General features: G+C 35.0%; 20 protein-coding genes and 1 tRNA gene. 9 read left to right on the top strand and 12 right to left on the bottom strand.

The annotated features are described in order from the left end of the window. Positions 1–791: 791 nt before the first annotated feature. The 5 genes from ACY2RS_RS01740 to ACY2RS_RS01760 are packed head-to-tail and all read right to left on the bottom strand — an operon-like array spanning position 792 to position 4,924. The gene (locus ACY2RS_RS01740; RefSeq protein WP_490096871.1) at positions 792–1,001 is read right to left on the bottom strand and encodes a hypothetical protein; all 210 of its coding nucleotides are present in this window, start codon (positions 999–1,001) and stop codon (positions 792–794) included. After that, a complete protein-coding gene (gene lptC, locus ACY2RS_RS01745; RefSeq protein ID WP_490096872.1) occupies positions 991–1,566 on the bottom strand; it encodes an LPS export ABC transporter periplasmic protein LptC in 576 nt (191 codons plus the stop codon). Before lptC ends, ACY2RS_RS01740 begins: the two co-directional genes overlap by 11 nt. 1 nt (position 1,567) lies before the next feature. Then, a complete protein-coding gene (locus ACY2RS_RS01750) occupies positions 1,568–2,935 on the bottom strand; it encodes a tetratricopeptide repeat protein (RefSeq protein ID WP_490096873.1) in 1,368 nt (455 codons plus the stop codon). A gap of 19 nt (positions 2,936–2,954) precedes the next feature. Beyond that, positions 2,955–4,196 carry a BamG family beta-barrel-assembly machinery protein gene (gene bamG, locus ACY2RS_RS01755; protein ID WP_490096874.1) on the bottom strand — a complete coding sequence of 414 codons (1,242 nt, stop codon included), beginning with the start codon at positions 4,194–4,196 and terminating at the stop codon, positions 2,955–2,957. Then, positions 4,196–4,924: a type III pantothenate kinase gene (locus ACY2RS_RS01760; protein ID WP_490096875.1), complete on the bottom strand. Its 729-nt coding sequence runs from the start codon at positions 4,922–4,924 to the stop codon at positions 4,196–4,198. Before ACY2RS_RS01760 ends, bamG begins: the two co-directional genes overlap by 1 nt. Before the next feature lie 160 nt (positions 4,925–5,084). Here ACY2RS_RS01760 and ACY2RS_RS01765 point away from each other — a divergent pair. Beyond that, positions 5,085–5,157, top strand: a tRNA-Phe gene (locus ACY2RS_RS01765). Positions 5,158–5,568: 411 nt separating this feature from the next. Beyond that, positions 5,569–6,297 (top strand): sulfite exporter TauE/SafE family protein, encoded by a 729-nt coding sequence (locus tag ACY2RS_RS01770; protein ID WP_490096876.1) that lies wholly within the window; start codon positions 5,569–5,571, stop codon positions 6,295–6,297. A 5-nt stretch (positions 6,298–6,302) separates the two neighbouring features. On the opposite strand, the gene ACY2RS_RS01775 is transcribed toward ACY2RS_RS01770, so the two are convergent. Beyond that, entirely contained in the window at positions 6,303–6,572 is a 270-nt protein-coding gene (locus ACY2RS_RS01775; RefSeq protein ID WP_490096877.1) for a heavy-metal-associated domain-containing protein, read from the bottom strand. Positions 6,573–6,714: 142 nt separating this feature from the next. Here ACY2RS_RS01775 and ACY2RS_RS01780 point away from each other — a divergent pair, with 142 nt between their 5' ends. The 6 genes from ACY2RS_RS01780 to ACY2RS_RS01805 all read left to right on the top strand — a co-directional run bounded on the left by ACY2RS_RS01780 (position 6,715) and on the right by ACY2RS_RS01805 (position 11,304). Further along, on the top strand, positions 6,715–7,476 hold the full coding sequence (locus ACY2RS_RS01780) for a YoaP domain-containing protein (RefSeq protein WP_490096878.1): 762 nt from the start codon (positions 6,715–6,717) through the stop codon (positions 7,474–7,476). An 8-nt stretch (positions 7,477–7,484) separates the two neighbouring features. After that, entirely contained in the window at positions 7,485–8,267 is a 783-nt protein-coding gene (locus ACY2RS_RS01785; RefSeq protein ID WP_490097091.1) for an MlaE family ABC transporter permease, read from the top strand. Between the two features lie 3 nt (positions 8,268–8,270). Next, positions 8,271–9,032 carry an ABC transporter ATP-binding protein gene (locus ACY2RS_RS01790; protein WP_490096879.1) on the top strand — a complete coding sequence of 254 codons (762 nt, stop codon included), beginning with the start codon at positions 8,271–8,273 and terminating at the stop codon, positions 9,030–9,032. Between the two features lie 4 nt (positions 9,033–9,036). After that, on the top strand, positions 9,037–10,011 hold the full coding sequence (locus ACY2RS_RS01795) for an MlaD family protein (protein ID WP_490096880.1): 975 nt from the start codon (positions 9,037–9,039) through the stop codon (positions 10,009–10,011). A 147-nt stretch (positions 10,012–10,158) separates the two neighbouring features. Then, on the top strand, positions 10,159–10,470 hold the full coding sequence (hpf, locus tag ACY2RS_RS01800; protein ID WP_490096881.1) for a ribosome hibernation-promoting factor, HPF/YfiA family: 312 nt from the start codon (positions 10,159–10,161) through the stop codon (positions 10,468–10,470). Next, positions 10,471–11,304 carry a universal stress protein gene (locus ACY2RS_RS01805; protein ID WP_490096882.1) on the top strand — a complete coding sequence of 278 codons (834 nt, stop codon included), beginning with the start codon at positions 10,471–10,473 and terminating at the stop codon, positions 11,302–11,304. Positions 11,305–11,360: 56 nt separating this feature from the next. Here the strand turns inward: ACY2RS_RS01805 and deoD are convergent, their stop codons facing one another. Genes deoD through ACY2RS_RS01835 form a run of 6 tightly spaced genes read right to left on the bottom strand, consistent with a single transcriptional unit; the run spans position 11,361 to position 14,951 of the window. Then, positions 11,361–12,059 carry a purine-nucleoside phosphorylase gene (gene deoD, locus ACY2RS_RS01810; RefSeq protein ID WP_490096883.1) on the bottom strand — a complete coding sequence of 233 codons (699 nt, stop codon included), beginning with the start codon at positions 12,057–12,059 and terminating at the stop codon, positions 11,361–11,363. Beyond that, the gene (gene deoC, locus ACY2RS_RS01815; RefSeq protein WP_490096884.1) at positions 12,056–12,718 is read right to left on the bottom strand and encodes a deoxyribose-phosphate aldolase; all 663 of its coding nucleotides are present in this window, start codon (positions 12,716–12,718) and stop codon (positions 12,056–12,058) included. The genes deoD and deoC overlap by 4 nt, the downstream gene beginning before the upstream one ends. 1 nt (position 12,719) lies before the next feature. Continuing rightward, positions 12,720–13,016 carry a thioredoxin gene (gene trxA / locus ACY2RS_RS01820; RefSeq protein WP_490096885.1) on the bottom strand — a complete coding sequence of 99 codons (297 nt, stop codon included), beginning with the start codon at positions 13,014–13,016 and terminating at the stop codon, positions 12,720–12,722. Positions 13,017–13,045: 29 nt separating this feature from the next. Beyond that, positions 13,046–13,633 carry a DUF998 domain-containing protein gene (locus tag ACY2RS_RS01825; protein WP_490096886.1) on the bottom strand — a complete coding sequence of 196 codons (588 nt, stop codon included), beginning with the start codon at positions 13,631–13,633 and terminating at the stop codon, positions 13,046–13,048. A gap of 1 nt (position 13,634) precedes the next feature. After that, positions 13,635–14,534, bottom strand: coding sequence for an RsiV family protein (locus tag ACY2RS_RS01830; protein WP_490096887.1), 900 nt, complete (start codon positions 14,532–14,534; stop codon positions 13,635–13,637). A gap of 12 nt (positions 14,535–14,546) precedes the next feature. Continuing rightward, positions 14,547–14,951: a hypothetical protein gene (locus ACY2RS_RS01835; protein ID WP_490096888.1), complete on the bottom strand. Its 405-nt coding sequence runs from the start codon at positions 14,949–14,951 to the stop codon at positions 14,547–14,549. 109 nt (positions 14,952–15,060) lie between these two features. On the opposite strand from ACY2RS_RS01835, the gene ACY2RS_RS01840 reads away from it, so the two are divergent. Then, positions 15,061–16,569 (top strand): sensor histidine kinase, encoded by a 1,509-nt coding sequence (locus ACY2RS_RS01840; protein ID WP_490096889.1) that lies wholly within the window; start codon positions 15,061–15,063, stop codon positions 16,567–16,569. Positions 16,570–16,572: the final 3 nt, after the last annotated feature.

A 16,572-nucleotide genomic window follows, 5' to 3' on the forward strand; every position in this document is an offset into this window, starting at 1 on the left:
ATAGGGAGATACCCCAGCCCTAAAGGGTGCCTTTAAATTTTGAAAAAAAAATAACTTTGCAACTTAGTTTATGATTTCCCTTTCGACAAGATCAGGGTGACAAAACAAATGACGGATGACAGAAAATAAGTATTCAGTGCTCAGTAACAGTTGGCAGTAAAATGATTTGAAAATTTGAAGATGTTTTGATTTGAAAATTCAACATTTTAGCTATTACTTGATTACCGTGAATGGGAAAAAAGTCAAAATATAAAATTCAAAAGTTTAGAGTCAAAAATAATATTTACCACCAACGACCAATGACTAATGACCAACGACAAAAAAGTATTCAGTGCTCAGTAACAGTTGGCAGTAAAATGATTTGAAAATTTGAAGATGTGTTGATTTGAAAGTGGATCTTTCCAACTTTGAAACTTTGAAACTTTGCTCCTTTGCTCCTTTGCTCCTTTGCTCCTTTGCTCCTTTGCTCCTTTGAAAAGTTAATATGTTTAAAATAAATCAAAAAACTACCCCCTACAAGCGAAGCGTCCTACTAGCTATCACCTTCTAAGGACCAATGACTAATGACCAACGACAAAAAAGTATTCAGTGCTTAGTAACAGTTGGCAGTAAAATGATTTGAAAATTTGAAGATGTTTTGATTTGAAAGTGGATCTTTCCAACTTTGAAACTTTGTTCCTTTGTCACTTTGGAACTTTTAAACACCTAAACTCTTTGTACCAACTAATATTTCCGAAGAACTGAAAAAGGCAAACGTTTCACTAATCAGCACTCACTATTCACTAAAAAAATTAGTTCTGGTCTTGGTTTTTGTTACGCTCTTCTATCATTTTTCTAAACTTACGCTTAAAGAAAAACATGAATATTGCTACAATTCCAAAAAATATATACATATATGCACGTCCTCTATTTTCTGTCCAATGCGTCACCACAAGGTATATAGATCCAATGGCCATTGCAATGTAGGCATATTCAAAAAGTTGGTAGATTTTATTTCTCATTTTCTTCGGTTTCTTGTTGTTCTATGAGTTGTACTCCTGCATTTTTTCTTGACAAAAACTCTGTAAAATCCTGACTAGAATCAAAACGAGCTCCGTCATTGTAGGAGCCGTCTTTAAACTTTATTTGATAGGGTTGATCTGTAAATACCCATTGATTGGTTTGATCCCAATAGAGCTGGGAGGCCTTTAACACCAAACTATCACTAGTAACCAAAACAACATCTTCTCTTAAATCTATAATGCCGGTTTTACCGAATCTAATAGCATATTTTGAGGTCACAGTGCTTTCTTTACCATCTTCCCAAAAATGCACTTCTACACCGTCGGGAAATTCTTGGTACGGGAACTCGTAATTTGAAAAATCTAATAAGCTTTTGGCCAATAAATTGGTTACAACCTTACCACTGTCTGTATATTTTAGATTGACTTCTTTACCAATTGCCAGTGGCTGATCATCTTTAATGGATAATTTTTGTTTGTCTTTATAATTATCATCACATGCAAAAAGCGTGATGACCATTAGGAAGGCCATCACGCTTGTTATGCTATATGATTGTATATTCATATTATAAGTTTGGTACTCTTACACTACCACCAACCCAACATTTAAGAGGGATTGTTTTACCTGCCATACCTGCAGAGAAAATATCGGTTTTTTGTGGCGCACGTGCTCTGTAACTTGATGCAGCAGCTCTTGCATTTCCTGCAATAGAAGGATCTACTCTGGCAGCTTTATCTGCATACTCGGCAGCTTTCCAGTTTACAGCTCTTTTTTCGAAAGGAGTACCTCCACAACTGTTTGAACTTTTTGCTATCATAGAAGCAATTTTCAAGTAAGATCTACCATCATTAGGTTTTACAGCTAATACTTTATTGTAGTATGTTCTTGCAGCACCATAACTTCCAGCTTTACGCTTTTCTTCAGCAATTTTGTAATAGATTCTAGCTTGTTTGTTAGGATCTGTTTGCATACCTGCAGACTGCTCATAGTATTGCAACGCTTTTGCACTGTTTCCTTTTTGAGCTTCTAACTGCCCTAGGTACATTTTTGTATCTGCACTTGGCTCTAATCTATCTAACTGTTCTACTAATTTGATAAACAATGGATCATTCGTACAATCTTTTCCAGATAAACGACCTGCTGCACTGCGTACCCAATTGATATCGTTTTTCTTTGCCTCAAAGTCTTTGTTGTACAATGGCACTAGGTTAGGACAATCTGCTATGTTACCTAGTTTGCTATCAACGCTTCCTTTTACTTTACCAAAAATTCCAAGGTTTTTTTCGTAAGCACTTAACTTTTTCTTCTCTTTACTAGACAAAGTTTCTCCAGCCTCTTCTTTGTCGATAAGTTCGGTTAACCTTTTAGCCAACTTCCCTTCTTCCATTTCCATTTTATTTTTCACAACATCATACAAGTCAAATACCTCTTGCAAGTCTTTTTGACCATCTGTATAGAGGTCTTTTGCTAATGAAAAGTACGTATATAATGCTTTTGGACTTTTAAAGTTCGTTGCATCTTTTTTGTAGGCATTATCAAAAGCATCAAACTGTTCTTGTTTGTTTCCGATACCATTATCAAAACGCACCTGAGCTAATTTACTCAAGACATCACCTTCTTTTGTTTTTGAAGGATAGTACTGCATTCTCATTTGGTATGATTTTTCTAAATCTGAAATTTTAGTTTTATCACCTTTTTTGATAAAATCTTCAAACATTTTAGCTCCGTATTGGTATACAGCCATCGTTGTTTGCGGGCATTTTGTAACTACATTGTCATAATGCTTGTATGCCTCTTGGTAATTTTTTGCTTTTGCTGGTTCTGTAAATAAAGAAACCATAGCTACACATTCTTGTCCGTCTTGCGCAAATACAGAAGTTGTACTTATGGTTAGCGCTAGCAACATTCCTGTTAAAATAATCTTCATTTTCATCGTGGTAGTGTTTATTGTGTTAATCTAAATATCGTTTATTAAACCATCTATCGTTAAATGATAAGCTTAAAGTTGTGTTGAAAAAGTTTTCTTGAATTAATCCAAAATCTGTTGTTCCTCTTTTTCCAAACTCAAAACCTAGGTTTACATTTGAGAATAATCTTCCAACAGGTAGTCCAACTCCAAAAGATATGCCAAACTCTTTTATGTCTTGTTCGTTTACATTAATACCCGTCTCTTCAAAACGCACTCCAACTCTGTAAACAATTCTTTTGTAGTAACTTGTAAGCGAACTATAATTAGGCACATAAAATCCTCCGATTCTAAATTTAGATGCATCTGTAAAGGTAACATTCTGCAAATCAAACGTACGGTTTGTAAAATTACTGGTTTTTTGATTTGCATATTCTACCCCTACAAACCATTGTTTTGGTTTTCCAATTCCTGCACCAACTGTTAGTAAGGATGGAAAAGTAAAATCTGTATCCTCTACAGGTACTTCAAGTTCTTCTCGAACAATTTGTGTTCCTGAAGGAAGTTCAAAAACAGTGGCTCTCTGTCTAGAGTTTTCAGACTTAAAATTAGTTTCTGGAGTATAGGCTATCGATGTTTGAAGCTCTAAATCTTTGGTCACTTTAGCTTTATATCTAGCGCCAAAGTTAAAACTAAAGCCAAGTAAATCAGATCTATTTGTTTCTCTAGAACCTAGCTCTAAATCGTCTTGCTGGCTAAAGGCTGTGTTTTGAATATTTCCGAAGTTATAGTTGGTATCAATACCCAAACTAAAATTAGGAGTAACGCGATATGCAAACGTTAAGAAGGCCTTATTTAAACCCCCTTCTCCTGTAAATCGAGTAGTTACATCGTCGTTCACATTTTCCAGATCATAACCAACCGAACTAAAAGGAATGAGTCCAAAACTTGCCACCAACTTGCCCATTGGAATTCCAACCGCTAGGTAATCGAATGACGCCGTAGACTGTTGTTGTTCTTGGGTATTGGTTTTTTGTGTGGTTAACTTATAACTTCCACCAATGGTATAATTTACCAACCCAAGCTCTGCTAGTCCCGCAGGGTTTTGAATATTAAGGTGGATACTGTCTGAAAAAACACTAATCCCTCCCATGGATTTATTCTCTACAGTTCCTTTAAAATTTAGGGCTCCAATACCAAAAAATGAATATGGTGATGAGGTCCCTCTCTGGGCCATAGTTACGGTACTAATGAGTAAAAATACTCCAATGAAAATTCGCTTCAACATCAATCTTTATTATGTTCTAAAATGTAATTTAAGCCCTCTAACAGAAAATTTGAGTTGGCAAAGATGTCATTTTTTAATCTATCTCGCAAAAAATGAGCGTCTCCACCTGTTAAAATAATTGTTAATTCGGCATACTGTCGTTTATATTCGTTAATCACCCCATCGAGCTCTAGTATAACTCCCTGTAAAACACCACTATGCATCGCCGCGTTTGTCGTATTTCCAATTAAAGAAAAGTCGGCTGTTTTTTCTAACAACGGAAGGTTTGCAGTAAAAGAATGAAGTGCTTTGTAACGCATCGCAATTCCAGGCGCTATGGCTCCTCCCAAATATCGATTTTCATTGGTTAGAAAATCGTATGTAATGGCACTTCCAGCGTCTATGACTACTACATTTTTCTTCGGAAATATCACAGCGGCAGCTGCAATTAGTGCAATTCTATCTACTCCTAGGGTTGTTGGTGTTTGATAAGCATTCTCAAAAGGAATTACACTTTCATGCGATAACTCATGTACTTGATATTTTTCTCTTAACAAGCGCATTGCTTTATCAGAAAAGCTACCGACGGAAGATACAATACAATGGGTAAGTCCTGGATAGTCTTCGCTAAGCTGTTGTAATTGAGAAAGTACCTCTTCTTTTTGACATGCCAGCTTTTCTACAAGAACATCGCCATGATACACAGCAAACTTGTACAAAGTATTTCCAACATCTACGATAAGGTTCATATTGCAGTAAAGACGACAAAAATACGCAGTTATTTCATGCCTTTTCAAGAAAGTGTAGAAGAATTTAAAATTGATACTTTATTTTTTTAAAATTTATTTTGCAGCAATGAAAATACTACTATATTTGCACCCGCTAAGTTAAGTATTTAACAAAGCAAATGGTACCTTAGCTCAGTTGGTAGAGCAATGGACTGAAAATCCATGTGTCCCTGGTTCGATTCCTGGAGGTACCACATTAAAACCCTGAAACTTTTGTTTCGGGGTTTTTTGTTTTCAATTGTGTTTTAATTCTACAGGAATCGATGCTGGTAGCAAGCACTTATTTTTTGTACCTTTTTTTGGACAAAAAATAATGCGATGGTGTTTTTTAACTATCCACAGAAATTATTTCAAAAAAACATCCCCCTAGCCCCCTTCAAAGGGGGAATTACAAACCAAGTACAAAAGTGAGTGCGAAGAAAATTAAGAAAATAGAAGTTAAATACTATATAATCCAGGAATTGATACTGTTAGCAAGCACGTATTTTTTGTGCCTTTTTTTGGACAAAAAATAATGCGATGGTGTTTTAACTAGTTTACAGGATTGACATTTATCATAGTAACGATATTTTCATACGCCTACTTTTGAAAACATATCCATATATATGTTATCTCGTTATCTTCCTGTCTTTATTCTTCTATCGCTTGTTGCTGAAATATTAGGGACTGTAGGTGGCTTTGGCTCTTCGGTGTTTTTTGTGCCAGTTGCCAATTTCTTTTTGGATTTTCAGTCAGTTTTGGGAATAACTGCCCTTTATCATGTCTCAAGTAATATCACAAAAATTGCATTTTTCAGAAAAGGACTTGACAAAAAAATAATAGTACAACTTGGTATTCCTGCAGTGCTATTTGTGATTATAGGAGGATTTCTAAGTAAATATCTTGACCCTAAGATCCTTACTTACTTGCTAGGGTTCTTTTTAGTTATCCTTAGCTTGGTATTCTTAATTTTCAGAAAACTAGTTGTGAAACCAACTAAAAGAAACGCTGTTATTGGTGGAGTCCTCTCTGGATTAAGTGCCGGAGTTTTAGGAACAGGAGGAGCCATACGAGGGATTACTTTAGCAGCTTTTAAAATGAATAAAAACAAATTTATAGCTACATCAGCTGTAATCGATTTGGGCGTAGATTTTAGCAGAACGATTGTATACTATTTTAATGGGTACATAAAATCGGAGCTTCTCTACCTTATCCCTATTTTAATTGTGGTGGGGATTCTAGGTACTTGGATTGGGAAGCAAATACTACACAAAATATCACAAGAGCAATTTAGATATATCGTATTAGTTTTAATACTAGGCATAGGGCTGGCTAGTATCATTAGTAATTTATAGCATACCTACTTTTTAATTTTTCCGACAGCACAACTCACATACGAAGTTGCTTTTTTAAAAAGTGTATTGGTATCCCCTAAAATTGGATATCCCATTTGCGAAAGTTTCGAAACCACATCGACAAGCGTCCCTTCGTTTTTATACTTCACATAAATAGTACTCGTAGCAACCGTTACAGCAACATCCAAAACACCCGTTACCTTTAATAAGGTATCTACAATCGTTTTTTCACATCCAGCACATTTCAGGTTTTGAACTTCTAATATTGCTTTCATGATTCAATATTTTACTTACAAAAGTACTTTCTAAGTCTAATCATTACAATGACATATATCAATTTCGTGAACTGATTAATATCATGTATTTGAAACATCTGAGCTCTTATTTTTACGAGAAACCAAATGTGTATACCAACTAATGGAACCCTTCATAAATATTACAACATCCAATATTGCTAACGAGCATATTTGTTGCGCTTTTTCTAATAAAAAATATACAGACAGCTATCTCGCTAAAAAGGATTGGCTTTCTAAAGAATTTGCAAATGGATATGTATTCAAAAGAATAGATGCTCGCGCCAAAGTATTTATTGAATATGGCCCTGCCGAAAAGGCTTGGATCCCAATTCATGCGCCTAATTATATAAACATTAATTGTTTTTGGGTTTCGGGACGCTATAAAAAAAACAGATATGGAAAATCCTTACTTCAATTAGCTATAGATGATGCAAAAAAACAAAAAAAAGCAGGGGTAGTGACCGTCGTAGGCACTAAAAAGTTTCATTTTATGAGTGATACTAAATGGCTCCTCCAACAAGGCTTTGAAGTTTGCGATAGTACTACTTATGGATTTAGTTTATTGATTAAAAAATTTAATGAAAATGAAATACAACCAACTTTTAATCCTTCGGTTGTAAATGGAACATGTCCAGAAAAAAAGGGAATTGTAGTTTATTATTCTAACCGATGTCCATTTGCAGAATTTCATGCAAAAAATTCATTGATTGAAACTGCAACTAAAAGAAACCTACCCCTTCAAATCATAAAATTAGAAACCATGGAACAGGCACAAAAAGCACCTACTCCAGCAACTATTTTTAGTTTGTTTTTGGATGGCAAGTTCATCACCACAGACATCAGTGTTTGCATGGATAGTAGGTTTGATAGAATCGTTTCATAGTAACACACATCATCTTGAATAGAAAAAATTCCATACTTGATGCATCAAAACACTTTTTCCAAGAAGTGGGAGACATGACCTATTTTGCAATTCGATTTTTTAAAGAATTGTTTAGCAGCCCCTTTGAGTGGAAAGAGTTGATCCGACAATGCTATCAGATGGGAAATCGTTCTTTTCTTTTGGTAGGCGTAACAGGGTTCATTCTAGGATTGGTATTTACATTACAATCAAGACCAACCCTAGAAAATTTTGGAGCTGCATCCTGGATGCCCTCCATGGTAAGCCTGTCTATTGTGAGAGAAATTGGCCCGGTAATCATCGCACTTATTTGTGCTGGAAAAATTGGATCTGGCATTGGTGCAGAATTAGGCAGCATGAAAGTAACCGAACAAATTGATGCTATGGAAGTTTCTGGCACCAATCCATTTAAATACTTAGTGGTTACTCGCATCCTTGCGACCACTTTAATGTTACCGCTACTAATTATAATGGGTGATGCTGTTGCCCTAGTGGGCTCTGCTATTATTGAAAATTTAAAGGGTGAAGTTTCATATCTATTGTATTTCAACAAGGTGTTTGATGCCTTAAAATTTAGTGATATCGTTCCTGCAACCATTAAGTCTTTTTTCTTTGGTTTCGCCATTGGTCTTGTGGGTTGTTACAAAGGATATAACAGTTCTAAAGGAACCGTTGGAGTTGGTGAAGCTTCAAATACTGCTGTAGTATATACTTCTATGCTGCTCTTTGTAATTGATTTTATTGCCGTATTTCTCACCGATATTTTTTACTGAAATATGAAACAACTAAAAAACATATCTGCAAAAAAACCTGTATTAGAAATCAAAGACTTACACAAAAGCTTTGGTGATAATCATGTTTTAAAAGGATTCAACTTACAGCTATACGAAGGAGAAAATTTAGTCATCATGGGCAAATCTGGATCTGGAAAATCAGTCATGATTAAATGCTTGGTGGGACTTATGGAAGCAACAAGTGGTGCCATAACCATAAAAGATTTTGACATTATTTCTTTAGGAAGAAAGGAGTTAGATCTCTTGCGTACCGAAATAGGTTTTCTATTTCAAGGGAGTGCGCTTTATGATTCGATGACGGTTCGTGAAAATTTAGAGTTTCCACTACGCAGAAACAAAACAACCCCAGAAAATAACCAAAGTACAGACACGCTTGTTAAAGAAGCACTAGAAAACGTAGGGCTTTTACATGCTATTGATCTTATGCCCGCAGAACTTTCGGGCGGTATGCAAAGACGTGTAGCCTTAGCGAGAGCTTTAATTTTAAAGCCAAAAATCATTTTATACGACGAGCCTACCACGGGTTTAGACCCCATCACTGCAAATGAAATTATTGAGCTCATGCGTAGCATTCAAAAAACCTATAAAACATCTTCTTTAATTATCACTCATGATGTGGATTGTGCAAGAGTAATAAGCAATCGCATGATTTTATTGGTCGATGGTATTAATTACGCAGAAGGTACGTATGAAGAATTATCACAATCGGATGACCCTCAAGTGAAGGCATTTTTTAAAAACTAATACTATGAATAAAAAAACAAACATCCATAAAACACGTCTTGGTCTCTTTGTGATTATAGGCACCCTTTTATTAGTTGCTGCCTTATACTTTGTGGGAAACAGACAGCATATTTTTAGTAAGAACATTCAGGTCTATGCAGTGTTCCAAAATGTAAACGGATTGCAATTAGGCAATAATGTTCGCTATTCTGGAATTAATGTGGGTACTGTTGGTGATATAGAAATGATACATCAAGGTGCCATTTTAGTACAAATGATGGTAGAAGAAAAAACGGGCGCTTATATAAAACAAGATGCTATTGCTACCATTGGTTCAGATGGATTGGTGGGTAGTATGGTCGTTAACATTCTCCCTGGAAAAGAGAATTTAGCAGCAATAACTTCTGGTGACACCATTGCTACCTATAGTAAAATTGGTGCAGACGACATGCTCTCTACCCTAAATGTCACCAACGAAAATGCAGCACTTCTCACATCTGATCTATTACAAATTACCAATAAAATTTTAGAAGGTGAAGGGGCTTTAGGGGCCTTAATTACAGATTCGCTACTCACAAAAGACATCCGCCTGATGCTCGATAACTTGAAGCAAACAACAACAGGAGCCAATGCATTAGTAAACTCTTTAAACACTAAATTCTCAAAGATAGATATGCACAATAGTGCTGCAGGAGTTTTGCTGACAGACACTTTAGTTGGAAACCAAGTTAAAAATGTGGTTGCAAAGCTAGAAGCATCGAGCACTCATATTTCCGAAGCTACACAAGAATTGGAAACTATGATTTCTGAAATTAATAGCGCCGAAAGTGCTTTTAATTACCTTACAAAAGACGAAACCCTTCCCAAAGAAATTGATGCTACATTGCGAGAAATAAAAGAAGCCTCTGAAAAATTAAATGAAAACATGACCGCGCTACAACACAACTTTTTCTTTAGAGGATATTTCAGAAAAAAAGAGCGCGAAGCTAAAAAAGACTAAAAAAGAACCCATGAAAATAGCACATCTAGAAGAGCGAATTTTAGACTATAAAGTGTCTATTATAATTTGGTAAAGACAGATGACATTTATCATAGTTTGAAAGCAATGTAGCAGCTACTTTTGAGCTATACATTAAAACAAATAGTTATGACAATAAATATTCAATATGTCAAATTAATGGCAAGCGAAACGATGACAGAATATGTAACAAAGAAACTAGAGAGTATTGCAAAAAAATACGAGTGGGTGATTCGTGCAGATGTTTTTTTTAAAACTGAAAAAGACCCTACAGAAAAAGGCTATATCTGTGAAATAGAACTAAGCCTGCCTGGTCCAAAATTGTTTGCAACTTCGAATGAGAAAAATTTTGAAATGGCGGTAAAAGAAACTATATCAGATCTCCTTGTGCAATTAAAAAAACGTAAAGCAAAATTTACAAACCAAAACATATCTTCTTAGATGAAAAAAATATTAGTCCCTATCGATTTTTCTGAACATTCAGAATATGCCCTAGAGGTAGCTGCAACATTAGCAAAGAAAAACAATGGCTCATTAGTCGTGCTACACATGATGGGCTTATCTGAAGCAGTCTTGACCAAAAACGAATCACAAGAGATGTTTGAAGCAATTTACTATATGAAATTAGCCGAAAAACGTTTTAGTGAATTTTTAGACCGTGACTATCTTGAAGGTATTGAGATTGAAACAACCGTTCAGAACTACAAAGAGTTTCATGAAATTAATAACGTTGCTGTCGATTTTAAAGCAGACCTTATTGTCATGGGATCTCATGGAGCTAGTGGCTTAAAAGAAGTTTTTGTTGGTTCTAATACAGAAAAGGTAGTGCGTAGTTCAGAAATTCCGGTACTTGTTGTAAAAAACCGAAATCGTAATTTAAGCATGGACAAAGTAGTTTTTGCTTGCGATTTTAATACCGATTTTATTGAACCCTTTAAAAAGGCATTGCAATTCTTCAACACAATAGGCTCCGATTTTAGAATAGTGTTTATTAATACACCCGATAAATTTTTGAGCAGCCAACAAATGGAAGAGAGAGCATTACAGTTTATACTGAAAAGCGGTATCGATAACAATGATGTGTTTCATAACATTAAGTACTATTGCGATTTTAACTTAGAACAAGGTATTTACTCTTACAGTACTTCTTTTAACGCAGACCTTATTGTAATCCCTACCCATGGTAGAAGAGGGTTAGCACACTTCTTTTCACAGAACATAGGAGAGTCATTAGTAAACCACAGTGATTTACCCATTATGACGTTTAAAGTTTAGATTAGTTTAGATTTTTAGTTTTTAAAAAGCGCATTTCTTGAGTAGGATGCGCTTTTTTATATGCAGTGTAATGCAATATCAACCATGGTTGCAAAGCTTGTTTCTCTCTCATGAGAAGAGGTCGCTTCTTTAGTTACTAGCGAATCTGATATAGTTAAAATAGCAAGTGCTTGCACATTATATTTAGCCGCAATGGTGTACAATCCTGCAGCTTCCATTTCTACACAAAGCACTCCAAATTCCGCCCATTTTTTGTAGGCATTTGCATCGTCTTCATAAAACTCATCACTTGACAATACGTTTCCAGCTTTTATGTCAATGTTATTGTCTTTCGCATAATGTGCTGCTTTCATAAAAAGTTCGAAGTTGGCTGTTGGTGAGTAATCTGCATTAATAAACCTTGAATTATTAATGCCCGAAGTAGAAGAAGCTGCCATAGCTATAACAATATCTCTAATCTTTACATCTGGTTGATAAGAGCCAGCACTCCCCACTCGTATTAATTTTTTAACTCCGTATTCTTTGATTAGTTCATTACAATAAATAAGTGCCGACGGAATTCCCATACCCGTGCCTTGCACAGAAACTGGTTTTCCCTTAAAAGTACCTGTATAGCCCAACATGCCTCGTACTTCATTATAAATTTTAGGATTCTCTAGAAAATTTTCGGCAATCCATTTGGCGCGCATAGGATCTCCAGGTAATAAAACTGTTTCAGCAATTTCTCCCTTTTTTGCTTCTATATGAGTACTCATAATTCATGATTTTTTGGATCATATACAATGGCCACACCATTTGAAGTTCCAATTCTACTGGCTCCTGCTTTTATAAATGCAATGGCTTGTTTTGCATTTTTAATTCCTCCAGAAGCTTTGATATTCATTTGTTCTCCAACACTCTTTTTAATACGCCTAACATCATTTAAAAGAGCGCCCTTTGGACCAAACCCCGTAGATGTTTTTATAAAGTCTGCGCCTGCTAATCTAGCAAGTTGACTAATGGCAGTAATTTCTGGAGGAGAGAGATAGCAGGTTTCGATAATTACCTTAAGTGTCTTTTCTCCAATGATTTTCTTTATGGCTCTAATTTCTTTACTAACCGATTTTGATAATTCAGATTTATAGTATCCAAGGTTTAGCACCAAATCAAATTCATCTGCTCCATCTTTTAAGGCTTGTTTTGTTTCTTCCTTTTTTGCCTCTATCGAAGCTGCTCCGAGGGGAAAGCCTATGGTAGTAATTACTTTTGAAGGATGCTCTTTTAATTCGTTTGCGGCCAAATACACATAACAACTATTTACACAAACTCCATAAAAGTTATAATGCTTTGCCTCCTTACAAAGGGCTATAATATCACGCGAAGTTGCTGTCGCTTTTAATAGGGTGTGTTCTATGTATGTGTGTAAGTCTGTCACGTTATTTAGATTTAATTATTTGTATAATTTCATTTTTGGAAAGCACTCCAGATTGTCTCCAAACTTGTTTTCCTGCTTTAAACAATAACATGGTGGGCACTCCTTTTATTTGATATTGAGTTGCTAAAGATTGGTTTTTATCAACATCAATTTTAATGATTTTTATAGTCTCTCCCATTTCATCTTTTACTTGTTTTAATACTGGAGCTAATGCTTTGCAAGGCCCACACCAAGTAGCAAAGAAGTCAACAAGTACAGGTGTTTCTGAGGTGATTATGTTTTTAAAATTATTTTTCATTAGGGTATTTTTTTAATATTTCAGCACACTTAAAATACGACTTTATATTTAAATGTATAGTTGGTTAAGGCATAAAAAAGCCATGCAAAAGTCCCTAAAAACAAGAGGCGCTGAAAAACTCCTTTATACTCTGGAAATTGCCACATAAGTATGGGCATACCTAATGCAAAAGAAAAAGCTGCTACTGTCTGCAATTTGTGGCTTCGCTTCTCTAAAATAAAGATCAGCAGTACACAAAAAAGACAAAATGCTACTCCAGTAATTACAGAAAAAAGAGCATGTAATGCATCATCTGTATAATTAAAAATATGTTGGTGTGATTCAAACCCTGCGAGTTGATACATCCCAGTTAGAAAAAAAGAAATGCTAAAAAAATAAATGCCGATGAGCTGTTTCCAATGTAATTTTAATTGCTTTGTTGCAAGTAAGGCAATGGCGAAACTCATAGCCATGATGCTTGTATTTATAAGCCAATTCCCTGGTACTTTTTGGGCTCCTAATTCGCTAACGGTGTTCTCTAAAATCGAATAGCTAGTAGTGCTAAAAAAAGGCAATACAAACATGACAATTGCAAGCAACACATACGCAACGATATAGAATGACGCAAACAATCTCATACTATAATAACATTGGATTTAAATTGTATTTTTTGAGCACGGGAAGTAATCTTTCTAAAGGTATCTGCACAGAAAATGTACCTGTATAAGAAGGACATATGACACAGTCATCAAAGTAGTATTCAACCTTTCTGTCATTGACTACAAAATTGTCTTTGTATTCGAAGAAATCGTCAAAGGATATTTCCCAGCAGTCATAATAAATATCTCCTTGATTTATTTTTTCTGAAAGTACCTCGTTGAGAATTTTTGTCATTTCTTCTTCGGTGCCTTCATTAAAGAAATCATCATAATTCATAAACACCGAACGCTCTAAATCAAAATTCAAACAATCGAATGTATACGAAGGATGCAGGGTTCCGGAATAATAATTCTCTTTGTAAAACAACACACTCACGAGTGTTTCATTTAGATTATAAATCTTATAATCTACCAATCTTTTTTCTTTGAATCTGTTAATCGCTAAGGTATCGCAAATCATTTCTTTGTCTTCTAAAATACTTGCCTCTACCCCTGCTATATCCATGTAGGTTTCTTCAAGGTATTCATTAAAATTATGATAGGACTCTTTTAAACCCTCATTGAGGTACGGGTAGGTAAAGTCAATTACATACAGATCTTCATCTTTTTTAAATGTCTTTTTAATGATGAGCTCTTGCAATTCTAGTTCATCATCTTTCTTATCGATGAGTTGCTGTCTTTTAATCTCTACAGCTTTTGTTTTTTCAATATCTTTATCGGATATCTTATAAAGAGTATCAAAGGGTAATACCTCTTCAAAAGAAGTAGTTATTTTCTCTTCTTTTTCGGTTTCAACAACTGGAGTTGTTTGGGCATTCTCGGTGGGGTTTTTACAAGAAAAAAGAAATAATAAAATGCTAAATATATATAAGGCTTTCATAAGGAGGTTGTATTATTTTTTAAACAATAGGGCTAGTTTGTTAATCATGATAAGCTCACTTTTATTAGTTCTACTATAGGCAGTTGCTATTTTGTAGACTGTTTTTTGTATGAGCCTTTTACGTTCGGGTGTAAATAGTTTTTTATGGCTTTTATAGTACTCACAAAAACTATCGAAACAGTATTGAGCGTCCATACGCTCATAATCGAACCATTCAAAAACAATAGAGATTTGATAGGCCGCATCTGCTTTAAAATGATCTACATAATCATCTAAGGCTTTCCATTCTTCTTCCACCAATTTTGTGAGCATGTTGTATTCTTCTTTGCGCACTACTCTATCTGCAGCAGCAACTGCATAAAACAATTCTCCCATTTTTTGATAGAACAATAATTCTGGTGTACTTACTGTATTCATAAACCTGTGTTTTAATGAGATAAAAATACTAGGGTAGTTTTGTGCAGACTATGATATTTATCAGGTACCCCCAAAAGATTTCTAAAGATATATTTGGTATTTTTACCCCATGGAGGTCTTTAAAAAAGGAAGTAATGTGTTTAAAATTCTCTCTGAAGCAGTTTCGGAAGGAATTATTATTGTAAACAAAGAGCAAACCATTGTTGCTACCAATAACTCTTCTAATGAACTCTTTGGATATGCCGAAGAAGAACTAGAAGGGCAACATCTCGATGTATTAATCCCAAAAAACTTTCATGGGGGCCACCACAAGTTGGTAACAGGTTTCATGAAAAATACCGGGAAAAGACAAATGGGTCATGGAAGAGATCTTTATGGCCTTCGTAAAGATGGTTCTCATTTTCCCGTAGAGGTTGGTTTAAATCCTTTTAGAATATACGATAATGATTATGTAATGGCTTTGGTTATTGACATTTCAGTAAGAAAAAAGGCAGAACAAGAATTAAAACATTGGGCCAACATTTTTAATGAATCCCTCAATGAAATTTATATTTTTAGTGCAGATTCTTTACACTTTATTGATGTAAACAAGGGCGCTCAAAACAATATTGGATATACCATTGAAGAGCTAAGAGCATTAACTCCTGTAGATATAAAACCCAACTTTACCAAGGCACAGTTTCTCGAGGAAATTAAACCCTTACTAGAAGAGCGTAAAACAAAAATTAAATTTAACACGGTACACCAACGTAAAGATGGGAGTACGTATCCAGTAGAAGTGCATCTTCAGAAATCTGTTACGCACAATTCGGAAAGTCTTGTTGCCATTATCCTCGATATTACAGAGCGAGCAGAGTATACTCAAAAATTAGAAAAAACAGTCGCACAGCGTACCAGACAATTAGAAGAAGCCTTGGTCAAAGAAAAAGAACTAGGAGAGTTAAAAACCAAATTTTTGTCATTGGTATCACACGAATTTAAAACACCGCTGAGTGGTATTTTAACTTCTGCGACCTTGGCTGGAAAATACACCAAAGAGGAGCAACAAGAAAAGCGAGAAAAACATCTTAAAACCATCCAAGGAAAGGTAAAATACCTCAACAATATTATTAATGACTTCTTATCAATTGAACGTTTAGAAAGTGGAAAAGTGAATTATATGTTCACAAACTTCCCTCTAAGTAAAGTTGTTAATGAAGTAATATACGATGCCAATATGTTGCTTAAAGAAGGGCAGCACATTGAATACCCTGAAAACATTGATAGTATCTTTATAGATTTTGACGAAAAAATATTAGAACTTATTTTAACCAACCTCATTAACAACGCCGTTAAATATTCTTCTGAAAATACTACCATATATATTTCAGCAGAAATGAAACAAAACAAGCTGCAAATAGCCATTAAAGATGAGGGTATTGGAATTCCAGAAAAAGAACAAAAATATGTTTTTAACAGATACTTTAGAGCAGAAAACGCACTGCTCGATCAAGGAACTGGAATTGGACTAAATATTGTAAAAACGCATTTAGAAAACTTAGGAGGAACGATTGATTTTGAGAGTGTTCAAAACCATGGAACAACCTTTACTATTAACATACCTGCCAGCCTAACCTAATAG

Source organism: Patiriisocius sp. 208BN25-11, assembly GCF_058147145.1.

Bases quoted from the DNA above. Each gene is read 5' to 3' on its own strand.
- trxA (WP_490096885.1), bottom strand. From the start codon at position 13,016: ATGAAAAATAATTTTAAAAACATAATCACCTCAGAAACACCTGTACTT.
- ACY2RS_RS01740 (WP_490096871.1), bottom strand. From the start codon at position 1,001: ATGAGAAATAAAATCTACCAACTTTTTGAATATGCCTACATTGCAATG.
- ACY2RS_RS01790 (WP_490096879.1), top strand. From the start codon at position 8,271: ATGAAACAACTAAAAAACATATCTGCAAAAAAACCTGTATTAGAAATC.
- ACY2RS_RS01825 (WP_490096886.1), bottom strand. From the start codon at position 13,633: ATGAGATTGTTTGCGTCATTCTATATCGTTGCGTATGTGTTGCTTGCA.
- ACY2RS_RS01775 (WP_490096877.1), bottom strand. From the start codon at position 6,572: ATGAAAGCAATATTAGAAGTTCAAAACCTGAAATGTGCTGGATGTGAA.
- ACY2RS_RS01770 (WP_490096876.1), top strand. From the start codon at position 5,569: ATGTTATCTCGTTATCTTCCTGTCTTTATTCTTCTATCGCTTGTTGCT.
- ACY2RS_RS01780 (WP_490096878.1), top strand. From the start codon at position 6,715: ATGGAACCCTTCATAAATATTACAACATCCAATATTGCTAACGAGCAT.
- deoD (WP_490096883.1), bottom strand. From the start codon at position 12,059: ATGAGTACTCATATAGAAGCAAAAAAGGGAGAAATTGCTGAAACAGTT.
- bamG (WP_490096874.1), bottom strand. From the start codon at position 4,196: ATGTTGAAGCGAATTTTCATTGGAGTATTTTTACTCATTAGTACCGTA.
- ACY2RS_RS01760 (WP_490096875.1), bottom strand. From the start codon at position 4,924: ATGAACCTTATCGTAGATGTTGGAAATACTTTGTACAAGTTTGCTGTG.
- ACY2RS_RS01750 (WP_490096873.1), bottom strand. From the start codon at position 2,935: ATGAAAATGAAGATTATTTTAACAGGAATGTTGCTAGCGCTAACCATA.
- lptC (WP_490096872.1), bottom strand. From the start codon at position 1,566: ATGAATATACAATCATATAGCATAACAAGCGTGATGGCCTTCCTAATG.
- ACY2RS_RS01795 (WP_490096880.1), top strand. From the start codon at position 9,037: ATGAATAAAAAAACAAACATCCATAAAACACGTCTTGGTCTCTTTGTG.
- ACY2RS_RS01840 (WP_490096889.1), top strand. From the start codon at position 15,061: ATGGAGGTCTTTAAAAAAGGAAGTAATGTGTTTAAAATTCTCTCTGAA.
- ACY2RS_RS01805 (WP_490096882.1), top strand. From the start codon at position 10,471: ATGAAAAAAATATTAGTCCCTATCGATTTTTCTGAACATTCAGAATAT.
- ACY2RS_RS01830 (WP_490096887.1), bottom strand. From the start codon at position 14,534: ATGAAAGCCTTATATATATTTAGCATTTTATTATTTCTTTTTTCTTGT.
- ACY2RS_RS01835 (WP_490096888.1), bottom strand. From the start codon at position 14,951: ATGAATACAGTAAGTACACCAGAATTATTGTTCTATCAAAAAATGGGA.
- hpf (WP_490096881.1), top strand. From the start codon at position 10,159: ATGACAATAAATATTCAATATGTCAAATTAATGGCAAGCGAAACGATG.